This window comes from Blastopirellula sp. SH421 (genome assembly GCF_057808535.1).
Window position 1 is genome coordinate 6,227,565 of sequence record NZ_CM173712.1, and the last position, 15,647, is coordinate 6,243,211.

10 protein-coding genes are annotated in these 15,647 nt (G+C 58.2%); 7 read left to right on the top strand and 3 right to left on the bottom strand.

From position 1 onward, the window contains the following. Positions 1-33: 33 nt before the first annotated feature. From SH421x_RS25330 to SH421x_RS25340, 3 genes are all read left to right on the top strand, one after another. Complete coding sequence (locus SH421x_RS25330; protein ID WP_488852810.1) at positions 34-3,039, top strand: DEAD/DEAH box helicase; 3,006 nt, start codon at positions 34-36, stop codon at positions 3,037-3,039. A 56-nt stretch (positions 3,040-3,095) separates the two neighbouring features. Then, the gene (locus SH421x_RS25335) at positions 3,096-3,944 is read left to right on the top strand and encodes a SecDF P1 head subdomain-containing protein (protein WP_488852811.1); all 849 of its coding nucleotides are present in this window, start codon (positions 3,096-3,098) and stop codon (positions 3,942-3,944) included. Positions 3,945-4,047: 103 nt separating this feature from the next. Continuing rightward, positions 4,048-4,608 carry a dihydrofolate reductase family protein gene (locus SH421x_RS25340; protein WP_488852812.1) on the top strand — a complete coding sequence of 187 codons (561 nt, stop codon included), beginning with the start codon at positions 4,048-4,050 and terminating at the stop codon, positions 4,606-4,608. Between the two features lie 15 nt (positions 4,609-4,623). Here SH421x_RS25340 and SH421x_RS25345 read toward each other — a convergent pair whose 3' ends face one another. Continuing rightward, positions 4,624-5,085 (bottom strand): SRPBCC family protein, encoded by a 462-nt coding sequence (locus SH421x_RS25345; protein WP_488852813.1) that lies wholly within the window; start codon positions 5,083-5,085, stop codon positions 4,624-4,626. Between the two features lie 534 nt (positions 5,086-5,619). Between SH421x_RS25345 and SH421x_RS25350 the strand changes: the two genes are divergently transcribed. Then, a complete protein-coding gene (locus SH421x_RS25350; protein WP_488852814.1) occupies positions 5,620-6,717 on the top strand; it encodes a serine hydrolase domain-containing protein in 1,098 nt (365 codons plus the stop codon). A gap of 293 nt (positions 6,718-7,010) precedes the next feature. On the opposite strand, the gene SH421x_RS25355 is transcribed toward SH421x_RS25350, so the two are convergent. Both SH421x_RS25355 and SH421x_RS25360 read right to left on the bottom strand, forming a co-directional pair. Continuing rightward, positions 7,011-7,451: a VOC family protein gene (locus SH421x_RS25355; RefSeq protein WP_488852815.1), complete on the bottom strand. Its 441-nt coding sequence runs from the start codon at positions 7,449-7,451 to the stop codon at positions 7,011-7,013. A gap of 123 nt (positions 7,452-7,574) precedes the next feature. Next, positions 7,575-8,129, bottom strand: coding sequence for a DUF4240 domain-containing protein (locus SH421x_RS25360; RefSeq protein ID WP_488852816.1), 555 nt, complete (start codon positions 8,127-8,129; stop codon positions 7,575-7,577). A gap of 741 nt (positions 8,130-8,870) precedes the next feature. On the opposite strand from SH421x_RS25360, the gene SH421x_RS25365 reads away from it, so the two are divergent. The 3 genes from SH421x_RS25365 to SH421x_RS25375 all read left to right on the top strand — a co-directional run bounded on the left by SH421x_RS25365 (position 8,871) and on the right by SH421x_RS25375 (position 15,527). Beyond that, positions 8,871-11,057, top strand: coding sequence for a tetratricopeptide repeat protein (locus SH421x_RS25365; protein WP_488852817.1), 2,187 nt, complete (start codon positions 8,871-8,873; stop codon positions 11,055-11,057). A gap of 133 nt (positions 11,058-11,190) precedes the next feature. Beyond that, positions 11,191-13,464: a hypothetical protein gene (locus SH421x_RS25370; protein WP_488852818.1), complete on the top strand. Its 2,274-nt coding sequence runs from the start codon at positions 11,191-11,193 to the stop codon at positions 13,462-13,464. A gap of 80 nt (positions 13,465-13,544) precedes the next feature. Then, entirely contained in the window at positions 13,545-15,527 is a 1,983-nt protein-coding gene (locus SH421x_RS25375) for an SHD1 domain-containing protein (RefSeq protein ID WP_488852819.1), read from the top strand. The last annotated feature ends 120 nt before the right edge of the window (positions 15,528-15,647 follow it).

Below are 15,647 nucleotides of genomic sequence, written 5' to 3' on the forward strand. Positions count from 1 at the left end.
ACGCAATCTCTTCATTTTACGAGAACTCGCTTGATGGCCAACGCCCAATTCCCACAAGTTCGTTTTCGCGGCAAATTGCGCCCTTCACAGCTAGATGCGGTGGAGATTGCCCGCACCAGCCTCGAAGCGGGCGAGCGGCAACTCTACGTGGTGGCTCCCCCGGGATCCGGAAAGACCGTTTTGGGGCTGTATCTTTGGGCCGAATGCGTCAAGCGTCCGGCGCTGGTTTTGTCTCCCAATTCGGCCATCCAAATGCAATGGGCGGCGCGGACCGATTTGTTTGATTGCATGCCGCCTGGCGGTCTGTTGGCCAGCACCGATCCCGGGGCTCCGGGACTTCTGACCTCGCTCACCTATCAATCCGTCACGCTGCCGCGTCGCGGCGACGACGGGTTGGATGACGCGGCGCTCGATCTGTGGCGCAGCAAACTGATCGAAAAAGAAGCGGCCCGCGATCCCGCCGAGGCCAGCGTCTGGATTCGCGATCTGCAAAAGCACAATCGCAGCTACTACGAGCAACGCCTATCCGCCTATCGCAAAGAAATTCGCGACGAAGCGAGCCAGCGCGGCGATACGCTCGACATGCTGCATCGCTCGTCTTTGGCGACGCTCGATCGACTCAAGACGCAGCAGATTGGCCTGATCATCTTGGACGAATGTCATCACTTGGTCGGGCACTGGGGACGCGTATTGGCCGACGCAGCGGCGATGTTCGACAACCCGGTCATCCTAGGGCTGACCGCGACGCCGCCGGATGCCGACAACAAATCGCCACAGGACTTCGAGCGATACTCCACCTTCTTTGGCCCGATCGACTATGACGTCCCGGTTCCGGCGGTGGTCAAAGATGGGTTTCTGGCGCCCTACCAAGACTTGGCCTATTTCGTCCGCCCCAGCGAAGCCGAGCTGCGCTACGTCGCCAACGCCGACGACCTGCTGCACGAAATTGTAGATCTGGCCAGCGCCCCGCGTGACGGAAGTACAGCGCCGCCGAAAGTGGTTCCGGCTCTAGCCGTAAAGTCTGTCTCCGTCGAAGAGACTTCAACCGCAGAGGCGCCCGTCCAACTGCTGGACCTCTCAGCGCTGCAAGTGGTCGGTTCAGCCGAAGCGGCGTACTCCGAAGATCCAGAAGCCGATCCCACAACCAGCGCCGATCCAATCGAAGAGCCTGCGGAAGAAGCCGCAACCATCGCCAACGCTCCGCGCGTTGCTCCGCTGCCGGCGTGGCTGTATGCCTCGCTCGCCGAAAAGAAACATGCGGCGCAAAAGTTCAGCACTTGGTCCTCGTTTGAACGTCGCGATCCCGAGTTCGCCGCGGCGGCTCGCGTCTTCTTACAAATGCGCGAGCTGGCGTTGCCGGCAGATGTTCCGCCGGCCGAGTGGGATCAGTCGGCCGAAGCGCCTGAGATGGCGATCTTGGTGCCGGTCCTCGATCGCTACGTGCGGCACGCGCTGCGGCGTTCTCCCAATTCCGACGATCACAAGTTGGGCCGCGATATTATCACGCGGTTGCGGATGCTCGGCGTCCAAGTAACCGAAACCGGCTGCCAGGCCTGTGCATCGCCGGTTGGTCGCGTGCTGGCTTACTCGCGCGAAAAAGCGCGCGCCGTCATTCCGATTCTGCATGCCGAGATGGCCGCTTTGGGAGATTCGATTCGCGCCATCGTGGTCGCTGACTACGAGAAAACCGCCGCGGTCATGCCCGAGACGGCCGATCTGCTTGACGAAGAAGCCGGCGGCGCCGTCGCCGCATTTCGGATGCTGCTGCAAGATGAACAAACCGATCGACTGCAACCCATTCTGGTCACCGGTTCCAGCGTGCTGATCGATGACGATCTCCAAGCGCAGTTTGATCATGTGGCGCATATCTGGCTGCAGAAGGAAGGGTTTCGGGTCGAGCTCGAATATGGCGAAGAAGAAGGCTTTTGCGTCGTTCGCGGGCAAGGCGCTGACTGGTCGCCGCGCGTCTATATTGAGATGATTACCGAGCTGTTTCAACAAGGGGTTTCGCGCTGTCTGGTCGGCACTCGCGGCCTCTTAGGTGAAGGTTGGGACGCCAACAAGATCAACGTTTTGATCGATTTAACAACCGTCACCACCAGCATGTCGGTCCGGCAACTTCGCGGGCGATCGTTCCGCCTAGACCCCGGCGTCCCCGAGAAAGTCGCCAACAACTGGGATGTAGTCTGCATCGCCCCAGAGTTCAGCAAAGGACTGGACGACTATGCTCGCTTCCGCAAAAAGCATGACAATATCTACGGAGTGACCGACGACGGCGAGATCGAAAAAGGAGTCGGCCACGTCCATGCCGCGCTGACCGATTTGCGGCCCGAACTTCTAGAAGACTCGGTTCGCCTGCTCAACAGCGATATGCTGGTCCGCGCCGGACAACGCGCACAGGCTCGCGAACATTGGAAGATCGGCCAACCGTATCACGGCCAGCCGCGAACCACCTTGGAAGTAAGACTCGATCGCGCCGAGCGCGAGCAGCAAGGCTTTCCACCGTTCGCCGCCAAAGGAGAAATCTGGAGCGACGAATCGCTAGCGATGAGCATCGGCGCCGCGATCTTGTCAGCCCTGGCCGAAACCAAGCAGATTTCGCCTTCTGCCCGACCGCAGGTCAAATCGCGCGCCGGAGGTTATGTCCGCATGTTTTTGGACGATGCAACGGAAGAAGAGAGCGAACTATTCGCGACGGCGCTGCGAGAGTCGCTTGGCCCGCTGCATCGCCCACGATATGTGGTGCCGCGGAAGTTGCGTTTTTCGACGCCCACCTTCTGGTCAAAATTATTGCCCCAATTTTTGGGCCAATATCTCGAAAAACAAAATGACGAAATGATGATGCTGCACGCGGTGCCCACGGCGCTGGCCAAAAAGAAAGAAACCGCCGAGATCTACGAGAAATATTGGAATCAATACGTCAGCCCCGGGCAAGCGATGTTCTCGCTCCGCGGCGAAGGAGAAGAGCTACGCATCGAAGCCGAAAAAGCAGGCCTCACCCCACGCGGCTCGTATCACGAAAAAGAAGTTTTTTCCTAGTGTCGCCACCGCTAGTATCACGAAAAAAGTTTACTTCCCCATCCCCGGAGAGCCCAATGCGCAGCACTACTTGGCGAATGCTATGCTTAGCCGTTGTCGCCAACCTGATCCTATCAGGCTGCGCCGAGCCCAAACCGCCACAACCGCCCACGCTGGCCAAAGATGGCGGGTATGTGCTGACTTACAAAATCACGGACGACAACCCAGACCTCGCGCCAAACGAACTAGAACAACGGATCGCGGCTCGGATTCGCGGTTACTGCGTTATTGAAGAGGTGAAGGTCAAAGTCGAGAAAGATTTAGTTCGGATCGAACTACCAGGCTCCGATCAGCAACGTGCGGAGAGATGTCAAACGAGCTTGCCCATCCCGGGTCATCTGAGTTTGAATATTGTGGCCGATAAAGAACATGATGACTTGCTGTTTACTGCAGCGGAAGCCAGTGACGACTTGGTGGTGAAAACGCCGGCCGGCAGGACTGCGATCTGGACCCGCTGTGCGTCCGATGTCCATATTTTGCCCGAATCAACACGCGAGATCGATGGAGCCCGTTATCTGCTTTTGATTCAGCAACCAGGAAACATCGAAGGGGTCCACTTTGATTCGTTTTACTTGGTGCCTGACCCCAACGGCCAGCCATCGCTCGAGTTTACGGCGACCACCGAAGGGGCAAGACGGCTGGAGTATTTAACCAGCTCGAATCTTGATCGTCATTTAGCAATCGTGTTCGATCACCTCATCATCTCGGCTCCCACGATTCGCGGGAAGATTTCAGAACGCGGCATCATAACAGGCCGCTTTACCGAAGCCGAACTTAAAAAGCTGCTCCGCACCAGCAAACTGGCCACTTTTGGCGAGATCCCTCCGCTTGAGTTGATGGAAGCCGAGCAAATCGCTCCCAAGTAATCGCCAGTCTTGTTCCAGCACGGGCGCCATGACGCATGCAGTCATCAAGACAACGCCCAGACAAACCTTACGCCCCACAACCATCCCAAGAGACTCTCTCCACATGCGACCTCTTCGCTATTCCATTAATGTGACCATCGACGGATGCTGTGATCATCAGGCAGGCATCCCAAGCGAAGCGTTGCATCAGCACCATGCTCAGAACATCGCCCGCGCTGATGGGATGCTGTTAGGTCGTGTGGTTTATCAAATGATGGAGGAAGCTTGGCGACCCGTCGCCGAGACCAAAGTTCGGCCCGACTGGATGTCCGAGTGGATGGTCCCCTTCGCCGAGACGATCAACGCGACCAAAAAATATGTCGTGTCGAGCACCCTGGAGCAGGTCGATTGGAACGCAGAGTTGATCCACGGAGACTTAGCGACCGCCGTTCAAAAACTCAAGCAGCAGCCAGGCAATGGTCTACTCACCGGCGGAGTCACACTTCCGCTGGCGCTGGCCGAGCTCGATCTAATCGATGAGTACGAATTGGTAGTGCACCCCCGCCTAGCCGGCCATGGCCCCACGTTGTTCGCAGGCCTCTCGAAGCCGATCGACCTAGAGCTGGTAAGCCAGCGAGAACTCAGCTCAGGGACGTTGGTAATGTGCTACCAGCCGCGCAGGTAAACACAGGCTCGGGTGCTAAACCGGCCGAGCCACATACTCCGCGACTAGCTGCAACTCTTGAACAAAAGCTCGGCGAAGCAACCAACGGACAACACGTTCCTCGAGCCAGCCCGAAACGCCTGGCCGCCGCGGGATGACGGTCGAGATGGTCACCTCCGACCTATTTGCGTCGGCTGGAACGACACGAAACGAGGTCACCATGTTCTGCTCTGGATAACTCTCTACCAGCAGACGACCTGGTTCCGGCTCGGTCACGATGCCGCGGAGAACACGCGGCTTTCCAAAGCGTCCCTCCACCAAAACGATCGTGCCAGCACCATACCCGCCTTGCTCAATCCGCAGCCCCTTAAAGAAGCTGGGCGGAAGGACCTGGGGATGGGCGACGCGATAATCGGCGAACACGTCATAAACCGCGGCGGGGGCGGCGGCGATGTTTCGCGTTACACGAACTTCAAACGTCCGCGAGTTGTCAGGCATAAATTCGCTCAGCCTATCGCTTGCTCTTCGACCGAATCATCTTCCGTAAGCAGGATGACAGACGGCCGGCGAAAATGGTTCACCAATCTATCCCGCACGCAGCGCGGGCCATTTTGAAGTTGCGAGATTTGCACAAAATAAGAGTGGAACACGGCCACGCCAGGGGTGAAGCAAAGCAGGTGACCGTCAGAAAAAAAGGTGCGTCAGCACCAGCTTCTTAGGCCCGGAGGGCCGTGCGAACCTAGCCCAGGGCGGAGTCGCGCAGCGACGCAACCCTGGGAACGCGCTCGCGCTAAAATGCTGACGTTTGAGCGGGTAGACGTTTACCCAGGGCTCCGTCGCTCTCGCGACGAGCGCCCTGGGCTATTTTAGCTCGGCCCTCCGGGCCTAAGAAAATGAATAGCTCCATTCTGGTTCTTTCCTAAAATAGCGCAACTTCAAAACCGCGACCAAAGGCCCGGCCAAAAAGTTTCATCCCGCCCAGGCTTCTCGTATACTGAGAGACCGAGTCAATCACACTCCGAAAGTGGAAGCATGAACCGTCGCCGAATTCTTCAAGCCGGGCTAAGCTTGACCGTGGGATCCTTGCTCTCGGCCGACGTCAAAGCAGGCCGTTTTGAAACTGCCGCTGACGTATTGCGACAAGCGACCGCGTCGGGCCAAGTAGAATCCGCTGCCATCTACGTGCGTCAAAAAGAGGACGTCTTCTCTCAGGCATACGGGGGCGCCGCGACGATGGACGCCAGTTTTTTGCTGGGGTCGATTTCCAAGCCGATCGCGATTACAGCGGTCATGTCGCTGTTGGATGCCGGCCAGTTCAAGCTGGATGATCGTGTTGTGAAATATCTGCCTGAGTTCCAAGGCAATGGCCGCGAAGCGATCACGATGCGACAGCTGTTGACGCATAACTCGGGACTGCCCGATCAGTTACCCGAGAATGCGAGCTTGCGAGCGGCTCATGCGCCGTTGTCAAAATTCATCTCGGCCGCAATCCGAACTCCGTTGCTATTCACTCCGGGGTCAAAATACAGTTATTCCAGCATGGCCATCCTGCTGGCGACGGAAGTAGCACAGCGAATCACGGAACAGCCCATTTCTGCGTTGGTGGACCAAGTGGTCATTCAGCCGCTAGAGCTTCAGCACACGGCGCTGGGAATCGGTCGCTTGGACAAAGCGTCCTTGATGCGGTGTCAGGTCGAACATGCGGCGCCAGAATCAGGCGCAGGCGACCCCACCACCAAGTCCTGGGATTGGAACAGCGATTATTGGCGCGAATTAGGAGCCCCCTGGGGCGGAGCATTTGCCTCGTCCGGTGACGTGGCGAAGTTTCTGGATGCGTTTCTGCATCCTCAAGGCAACATGCTGAAACCAGAGACCGCTCGCCTAATGATCCAGAATCACAATCCACCCCACCTAAAAACGCGTGGCCTGGGATTCGACCTCGGCAGCACTCTCAAAGGCCCCGCCCGCGACAACGTCTTCGGCCACACCGGCTCAACAGGCACCATCTGCTGGGCCGACCCAACCAGCGATACCGTATGCGTGATCCTGACAACGCTACCCGCCCGAGCAATCACGCCGCATCCCTATGTCCTAGCATCACGTCGCGTGGCGAAGGCGATGGACGGTTGATTTCAAGGATGATGTTCGAGAGCAAGCGGGACGTGAGATAAAATGGGGCATGGCGCCTGGCGCCATGGCCACGGCCTTGCGTGGCCATGAATGCGGCCGGCGAATCCATCCGATTTCAAACCCTCTCACAAGCGACAATCCGCGTCCACTCATTAAACGCGCCGGTAAATAACAACCACACGCACATTCATTGCCACGAAGACGTGGCAACGGAACTTAGGCTAAAATCTTTCCTGGCGACCTTCCCACGCCATCGCGACAAAGTGCAAGAGTGCAGAAACTCAGCGAGAAGCCTACTGCCCAAGCTCTTGGGCGAGTCCGATGAGAATTCCTTCAGGGCCTCGAATGTAGCAGAGCCGGTAGGAGTTTTCGTACTGGACCACTTCGCCGACTAGCTCTGCGCCGCATTTGCCGAGCCGTGCGAGCGTATCGTCGATCTCTTCCACGGTGAATATGACACGCAGGTAACCGAGAGCGTTCACGGGGGATTTGCGGTGATCGGCGACCACTGACGGCGCGAGGAATCTCGACAACTCCAGCCGACTGTGACCATCCGGCGTGCACATCATGGCAATCTCGACGCGCATCTCCCGCAACCCGGTGACGCCATCCGCCCACTCGCCTTCGATTGGAGCGCGGCCTTCGAGGTTAAGGCCAAGCTCGGTGAAAAACTCAATCGCGGCATCGATGTCTTCTACCACGATGCCGACGTTGTCCATACGCTTGACGGTCATGTTGTCTCCTTGTCCCTACTAAGATCATTATGGAAAAAAGTGGACCAGGATTTTCTGGGGTCGCGAAACAAATGCCAGCGGCCCTTGTCCCCGCTGGGAGAGTCCGTGGTTCTGCAATATCCGTCAAAAAGCGCCTGGCTCGGGAAACGTTTTTACGATTCGCGGGTACCTGCGTGCGATCTCTTCAGCATCATCAAAATCAAAATCGTCGCCTGCTGGCCTTTCTGGGTATTTCGGACCGGCGAGTTGGGATGGGGGGCTGTTCCGTTCTTCGTACACTTCCGTCGCGACAACTTGAAATCCCTCGCTCAACATATAGGGGAGGTCGGAGCGAGTCATCGTTTCGACAAGATTGTCCGGGTTTTCCAGCGCCTTCTCGTAGTCGCTTTTTCCCAGGCTAATGAGATTGCTGCGAAAATCGCTGAAGCTGTCATCACCGCAACCGCCAAAGAGCCAATAGACCGCTCCCCAAAGGTCCCAGCGGTAGGCGTCGATCTTCTTTTGTTGATATATCGAAGTGAACACATCAAGCTCGTGAAATTCAAGCTTCGATAGTTCCACTTTCAACGCCGCGACATGCGCGTCCAAGATGGCATCCTCACTGGGCGAGTCGGGAAGCGTCGTGAAGGCGGCCGTTCGTGAATCAGCCAAGATTTGCCAAAAGGTTTCGTCGTTCATATCTACCGTGCATAACGTTTGCGATTATCGTCGAGTGGCCCTGGCCCATTTCCAGCTATTCTCGTCCCACCAAACTATGAATCAAAATCCCATCAACAGCCAGGCACGCCGATTCTAGCCCTTGACTCGCGATCGTCGCCAGCATCTTTGAGATGGCCGGGAGAGTCACACACCCGGTTTCTTCTTCACCGCGAAAGATTGTCTCTTGACACCGCGCACGGACTTCGGGTCGATAGCAGAGTGAGAATCAACGCGCAAATCGCCAGGGCTGGTTGGCTATCGGAGCTGACCGAGTTGATGGTTTGCTGCGCACTTGCCCGAGTTGATACTCGTTCGACTTTGGTCGTTGACCTGCGACCATCTATCCCTCGCTCGCGCTTCGGGCTATGAAAGTTACAGCACGGTCCGGTCCGCTTTCCCCCCAAATTCCCGCTTCCGCCTGAACGCTTCCTGCCGGCCAGTATGCCCCGATTGGTGGGTTCTGGGCTCGATTTTGGGAGACTGGCTCGGTTTGCTTGTGTTCACCAAAAAGCGCAACTACGATATACGCTGGAAGTTGCCAGCTTTTTGCTAGGTGCCAATGGATCGCTAGAGTAAGGCATTTTTGCCCCTCTTATCTCAGGATGAGTCCCTCGCTTGGCGGCTACCGGCTGAGGGTGCAGAAGAAGACTGTGCCAGAGCTACTCTTGTCAAAAGTTCACTTCAATCGCTTCGGTTTGAATCTGTAGGGAGATTCGTTTGATGACGAGGAACGTTGTCTCGGCGTCGGCTGTCGCCGCACTGCTCTGGTTCGGAAATCCTTGCTTCGTATCGGCTCAAGAGCCGATCGTGGTCGAGCTTTACGGCCAAGGCGTGCATCAGTTCAATCGCGGCGAAATGTCGGAGGCGTTCAATTCGCTCTCGACCGCCATCGACCAAGGTTCGAAAGATCCACGGGCCTATTACTTCCGCGGGCTCGCCCTCTGGAATTTGGGGCGCCCGGAACAAGCCGAACTCGATTTTCAGGCCGGCGCCAAGCTTGAGCTGACCTCCGATCGCTCTTACGCGATCGGCAAATCGCTGGAGCGCGTCCAAGGCGCAGCGCGCTTGAAACTAGAAGATTATCGACAAAAAGTCCGCGTTCAGGAGTTCATCGCTCGCAAAGAGTGGGAACGCCAACGCTATGAAATGCTGCAAGCGGCCGAACAAGACGTGCTTCGCGGCGACGGCGCCGCAACCGCCAGCGCTGACTTGCCAGTCCAACCAAAAGCATCCGATCCGACCGATCCGTTTGGTGATGCCGAGCCCGTAGAAGCAGGCGCCTCGACCACGCCTGATGAACCGGCGATGCCGGCGCCAGCCAGTGCCGATCCGTTTGGCGCTCCGGCCACTCCGGCTCCGTCGTCTGATCCGTTTGGCGCTCCAGCCGACGAACCGGCGATGCCAGCTCCGGCGAGCGATGATCCCTTTGGCGGACCGGCGACACCTGCTCCGACTACTCCTGAGCCAGCGACCCCGGCGTCCGATCCGTTTGGCGCACCAGCCGACGAACCGGCAATGCCGGCGCCAGCCAGCGATGACCCGTTTGGCGCTCCGACGACTCCGGCCGAGGACCCGTTCGCCGCGCCGACCAAGCCAGCCATGGAATCAGCCCCGGCCGCACCCGCGACCGACGATCCGTTTGACGCAGGAGCTGGGACCACCCCGGCCCCGAACAACATTCCAGAAATGGAAGCGGACGAAGCGACTCCGCCGATTCCGGCCAATGGCGATCCCTTTGGCGCTGCCCCGGCCAGCGACGACCCGTTCGCCGCGCCAACTAAACCGGCGATGGAATCGGCCCCGGCCGCTCCGGCAACCGACGATCCGTTTGACGCCGGAGCGGGTACTACCCCAGCTCCGAACAACATTCCAGAAATGGAAGCAGACGAAGCGACTCCGCCGATTCCCGCCAACGGCGATCCCTTTGGCGCTGCCCCGGCCAGCGACGACCCGTTCGCCGCGCCAACTAAACCGGCGATGGAATCGGCCCCGGCTGCTCCGGCAACCGACGATCCGTTTGACGCAGGCGAACCGCCGACCAAGACGATGCCGCTAGTTCCCGATCCGACCACCGAGCCGGCCAGCGATGACCCGTTTGCTGCTCCGGCTAAACCGGCCATGGATGCCGCTCCGACAACTCCCGCTAGTGACGACCCGTTCGGCGCTGCGGCACCGGCCGGTGATGATCCGTTTGCTGCTCCGGCCAAACCAGCCATGGATGCCGCTCCGGCAACTCCAGCTAGTGACGACCCGTTCGGCGCTGCGGCACCGGCCGGTGATGATCCGTTTGCTGCTCCGGCCAAACCAGCCATGGATGCCGCTCCGGCAACTCCCGCTAGTGACGACCCGTTCGGCGCTGCGGCCCCGGCCGGTGATGATCCGTTTGCCGCGCCGACCAAACCGGCCATGGATGCCGCTCCGGCAACTCCCGCTAGTGACGATCCGTTCGGCGCTGCGGCCCCGGCCGGTGATGATCCGTTTGCTGCTCCAGCTAAACCGGCCATGGATGCCGCTCCGGCGACTCCCGCCAGTGACGATCCATTCGGCGCTGCGGCCCCGGCCGGTGACGATCCGTTTGCTGCGCCGGCCAAACCGGCCATGGATGCGGCTCCGGCGACTCCCGCCAGTGACGACCCGTTCGGCGCTGCGGCACCGGCCGGTGATGATCCGTTTGCCGCGCCGTCCAAACCGGCCATGGATGCCGCTCCGGCAACTCCAGCTAGTGACGATCCGTTCGGCGCTGCGGCCCCGGCCGGTGACGATCCGTTTGCTGCTCCAGCAGTAAAGACTCCGATGGCGACAACTCCGGCTGCTAAGACGCCGGCTGGTAAGACTGCGCCTAAGAAGGTCGAAACGAAACCGGCGGCGGATGATTCGGATCCGTTTGCCGATCCTTTCGCCAACTAGAGCTTCCCCAGAATTTGCGGGACTCAAGGGAAAAATTCGATTAATATAGAGGACGCCGAAAAGACTTCGGCGTCCTTTTTTACTTCCCTCCCCAGCTCCCGCCGTTCTACCTTCTCGAAGAGAGCCCCGAACCATGCTGCGCGCCGCATCGCTTTCGCTCGCTTGCTCTTTATTCGCGACCCTTTGCTGGGCTGCACCTGCGATTCAAAACATCACGCCGCGCGGGCTGCAAATCGGAGGCGTTACCCGCATCACCCTTACCGGCTCAGAGCTCTCGCCCGAACCGCAATTATTGCTCCCGTCGGGCGGCACTGCGGCGCTCGTCGGAGAGGCCAAGCCCAATCAAGTGCAGTTTGACGTCACGTTGCCGGCGGGTGTCGCCCCAGGGATTACCAACTTGCGGGTCGGCAGCGCCACCGGAATCTCGGCCGCTGTCAAAGTCGGCGTCGACGATCTGCCACAAGCCGCAGTGACCGACAAGCTCGAACAATTGCCGATCGCTGTGACCGGCAATTTGACCGGCGCGCAACTAGTCAAAACATCGTTTGCCGGCAAGCAAGGAGAACGCGTGGTGGTCGATGTCGAGGCGCAGCGTCTGGCTGGAAAGTTGCGCCCAGTGGTGCGTCTGCTCGACGAACGCGGTTCGCAGATTGCTTTCTCACCGCAGCACGAATCGATCGCCGGAGACGCGCGACTTGAACTGATCCTGCCGCACGATGGACAATACGAGATTCAACTGCAAGACGCGCTCTACAAAGGTGCTGCGCCCGGCTACTTTCGGCTGAAGGTTGGCGATCTCCAGTACGCCGACCTCGCGTTTCCGCTGGGAGTGGCTCGGCAAGCGGCGACCGAAGTCGAGCCGCTGAGCACAAGTCAGAGCGAAGCCAAATTAACCGCGACCCCGCTCCCCAATTTTGCACCGATCGTCTCACCGCAGATCACTACGCCCCATTTCACCGGCGCCGCTCCTCGGCTGTTGGTTAGCCAAGACGCCGAGTTTGTCGAAGCGCGTCAGAAACCGGGCGAACGCCTGGAAACGCCGTCCGCTCCGGTCGCGATCAACGGACGCTTCACTGCCGAAAACGAGCGAGACGAGTATTTGGTCCCCATACTGCCCGGCAAGAAGTATCGAGTCGAAGTTCTGGCCCAGCGTTTGGGTACGCCGGTCGACGGAGTGCTGGAGGCTCACAAATCGCAAGGCGGAGGACTCGGCTCTAATGACGATCAAGCCAACACCCCAGATCCTGGCCTAACGGTCGACGCTCCTGGCGATGCGGATAAACTGTTGATCGTGCTGCGAGATCTGCAAGGACGCTACGGACCGGAGTTTGTCTATCGCATTGAAGTGACTCCGCTGTCGGTCGGCGATTTTACCTTGAGTGCGGACTCCAACGTTTGGAATGTTCCGGCCGATGGAGTATTGACCCTTCCGGTCAGCGTCAAGCGGCGAGGATACGGCGGTCCCATCGAACTTGCTTGGGACGATGATCACGCGAACTTTGCGTTAGCGGGAACCACCATCCCCGCAGGCGCGACCTCGACACTGCTGTCGATCACGGCGAAAACAGCCGATCAATTTGAGATCGCGCGACTGATCGGCAAAGCGAACATCGGCGGCCGCGAAGTTGTCAAACATGTTGTCGTCCAACCAGCGGACGCAGGCTATGTGACCGCAGACGAAGTTGAAATCGGCTTAGGAGTCAATCGCCAACCCCTGCTTGGCGTCGCGCTGACTACAGCGTTCGCCAGTGATAAGCTTTCGCTAGGCGAAACGTTGAGCGTGCCGGTGCAGATTGTTCGCGGCGCAGGAGCCGATGGCCCGGTTCGCTTGAAATTGCTGACCACGCAAGTCACGCCGCAGAAAGAAGTCCCTGACCCTAAGGACGCCAAGAAGCAGATCAAAGTAGACGACATCGAACGCACGCTACGGCTGGCGGCCGAAGTCATCATTCCGGCCGATCAAACGGCGGCGACCGTGCAGATTGTTACTCCGCCCGACCTTGCCGATCATAGCTGGGACCTAGCCATCGTCGCCGAGTTGCTCTCCGCCGATCAGAAAAACGTACTGGCGACGGCGACCACCTCCGCCCAACGCTTCTCGCTCGCTTCGCCAATCTTTCTGCAGCTTGCCGGCGAGACAACTTATCACGTCAGCGGCAAGTTGGTGCGTGCCGGTGGATTCCAAGGCGCCGCTACTATTTCGGTCAGCGGTTTGCCCGACGGCGCGACTGCTGCAGCGGTCGAAGTCCCGGCTGACAAAAGTGAATATATGATCGAGATCAAGCTTCCCGCAGGCGTAACAACCGCTGCTTTGAAGGGGATTCAATTGACCGCAATGTCGAAAAAAGGAGAGACCGCCGTTGTTAGTAATGCGATCGGTATCCCGCTTCCGGCAAGCGGGCAATAGCCAAGTAGCGTCCCCCTCAATTTGTGATTAAATTGAGTAAAGAATTCATCGATTCCTTACTTTCTGTGAGAGGCACACTCATGCAATCCGCCCATCTCGTACGGGGAGATCGGGGACTTCTGCCGCGTTCCATTTTGCTCGCGTTGCTAGCAATGCTATTTACCGGCGGCATCAGCTTGGCCGAAGAATCTCGCACCTGGACCGATATCACCGGCAAGTTCACGATCGTCGGCAAGCTTGCTTCCAAGGACGGCAAAATGGTCCGGATTGAAAAAGCAGATGGCCAGGTCGTCGCGATTCCGATCGACAAGCTGAGCAAGACCGATCAAGAGTTACTCGCGAAGTCGGCGGAAGCCAATCCCTTTCAACCGGTCGAAGAAAGCCCGTTTCAGCCCGAGGCTTCCGCTGCGATGCAGGACGAGGATGCGGACGAGGACTCCGAACCAGCAACCGCCGGAGAGCCGCGAGAAATTCGGATCAATTACAAAGCGTTGCGCAGCGTTCAGCTGGTGGCGCAAAAAGATGACTTTGGTATCGAAGCGGCCGCTGTTCCAGAAATCAAGCTGCGCACCAAACCGATTTCGGTTCCGCCGACATTTGATTTTTTCGACAAAATGGAGTCGATGAAAGTAAGCGGGAATGGACGCGTGCTCCTTGGTTTTGAATGCGAGTTAGAACATGCGGTCGGGCACATTCGCATCCCTGCGATCCCAGCCAATCCAAATCGTGCGAATCAAGGCCGCCAGGAAGAACCGCATGTACTGCACATGACGCTGGTCGATGCGGTCAGCGGCAAGCTATTGTCTGAAGCGCATCATGTTGGCGAAGCCTATCGGCTGCTGGCGATTCACGACGATGGAGTCCGCTTCGCCGTCCGAAACAACAAGTTTGGACACGGCAACTCTAGACATCTGGAGCTCTGGGCCTTTAACGGTCCCAAGTCACTAGCTCGCGGTTTTCGTTTAACCCCTTTTGATGACGCCGAGTGGGAGCCTGATAAAGAGATCGGCTGGGCCGAATTCGCCGGCGATCGGCTTTTGGTAGGCCGAAATGATCGCATGATGGCGATCAATGTCGCGGATGGACGCCCGCAGTACCAAATCCCCATCAGCAGCAAAGCGGTAATCACCCCAGACAAAAAGTATGCGATATTCTGGCACCAGAATCATATCGCGGCGCTTGAAGTCGCGACCGGCAAGATTGCCTGCACGCTGCCGTTTGAAGCAACCGGCGCACCGGTGATGGGGATCGATCCGACCGGAAAGTATCTCGTTTGTCTGGCCAACAGTCAAATCACCAGGATTAATTTGCAAAACGGGGCTCTTGAAACGCAATTTCCGATTTCGTTTCATGTCGGCCGCAACGATGAGATCATCGTGCTCAGCGATCGTTACATCTTGTCACCACACGGCGAACTTTGCGACTTACAGAACCAGGTCAAGATCTGGTCCTTCTCTGGCGGTGATCGGATTGCCCATCTGGGCGACAAGGTTCTGTTTTACAAATCAGAGGGAGACCGAGACAACGGGGCGATCCTCTGCCATCAACTTCCCGGCGAGGCGCTGGCAGCCCACTTAGAAGCGACGACCAAGCAGCCCGGCTTCTTCGTGGTAGAGCCCGGCGTCAAAGTCCGGCTGGATGTCGAAGGAATCACCGATGGGCAAAAGAAAGGAGAGATCCTGACCACGCTCTTCAAGCAGCTAGAGGCCAACGGCAATATCGTCGATCCCGAAGGCGAGGTCACGCTGAAAGCGTCTGTCGAAAATCGCGGTCCCAAAGAAGTCAGCTTCTGGGGACGAGGCAACGACAAAGTAACCTTCCAAGAATACTTCTCCAAGCTCGAGTTCATCTACCAAGGGAAGACCGCCTGGGCGTCATCCGGCACCAACATCCCCGGAATCTTGCACGTCGATCGGAACGAAGGACTGCAAGCCGCAGCCGCCCAACACAACCATCCCAACTATTACCTGTTTGAGCACGCCGTATTGCCGCGCAAAGTCGTGCGGCCAACGGACCGAAAGGATTTTGGCTCGACGAGGGTCACGGTAAACGGCCTGCAATAAGCAACGTTCGACGCTCCTCCCAAAAACGCAGATTCTTTGCAGGAAATGCCTAACGCCGTTTCCCCCTTTTTTTCTGCATTATGTTGTGTACAAAAGCACGCTCTCGTGTCAATATTGCTT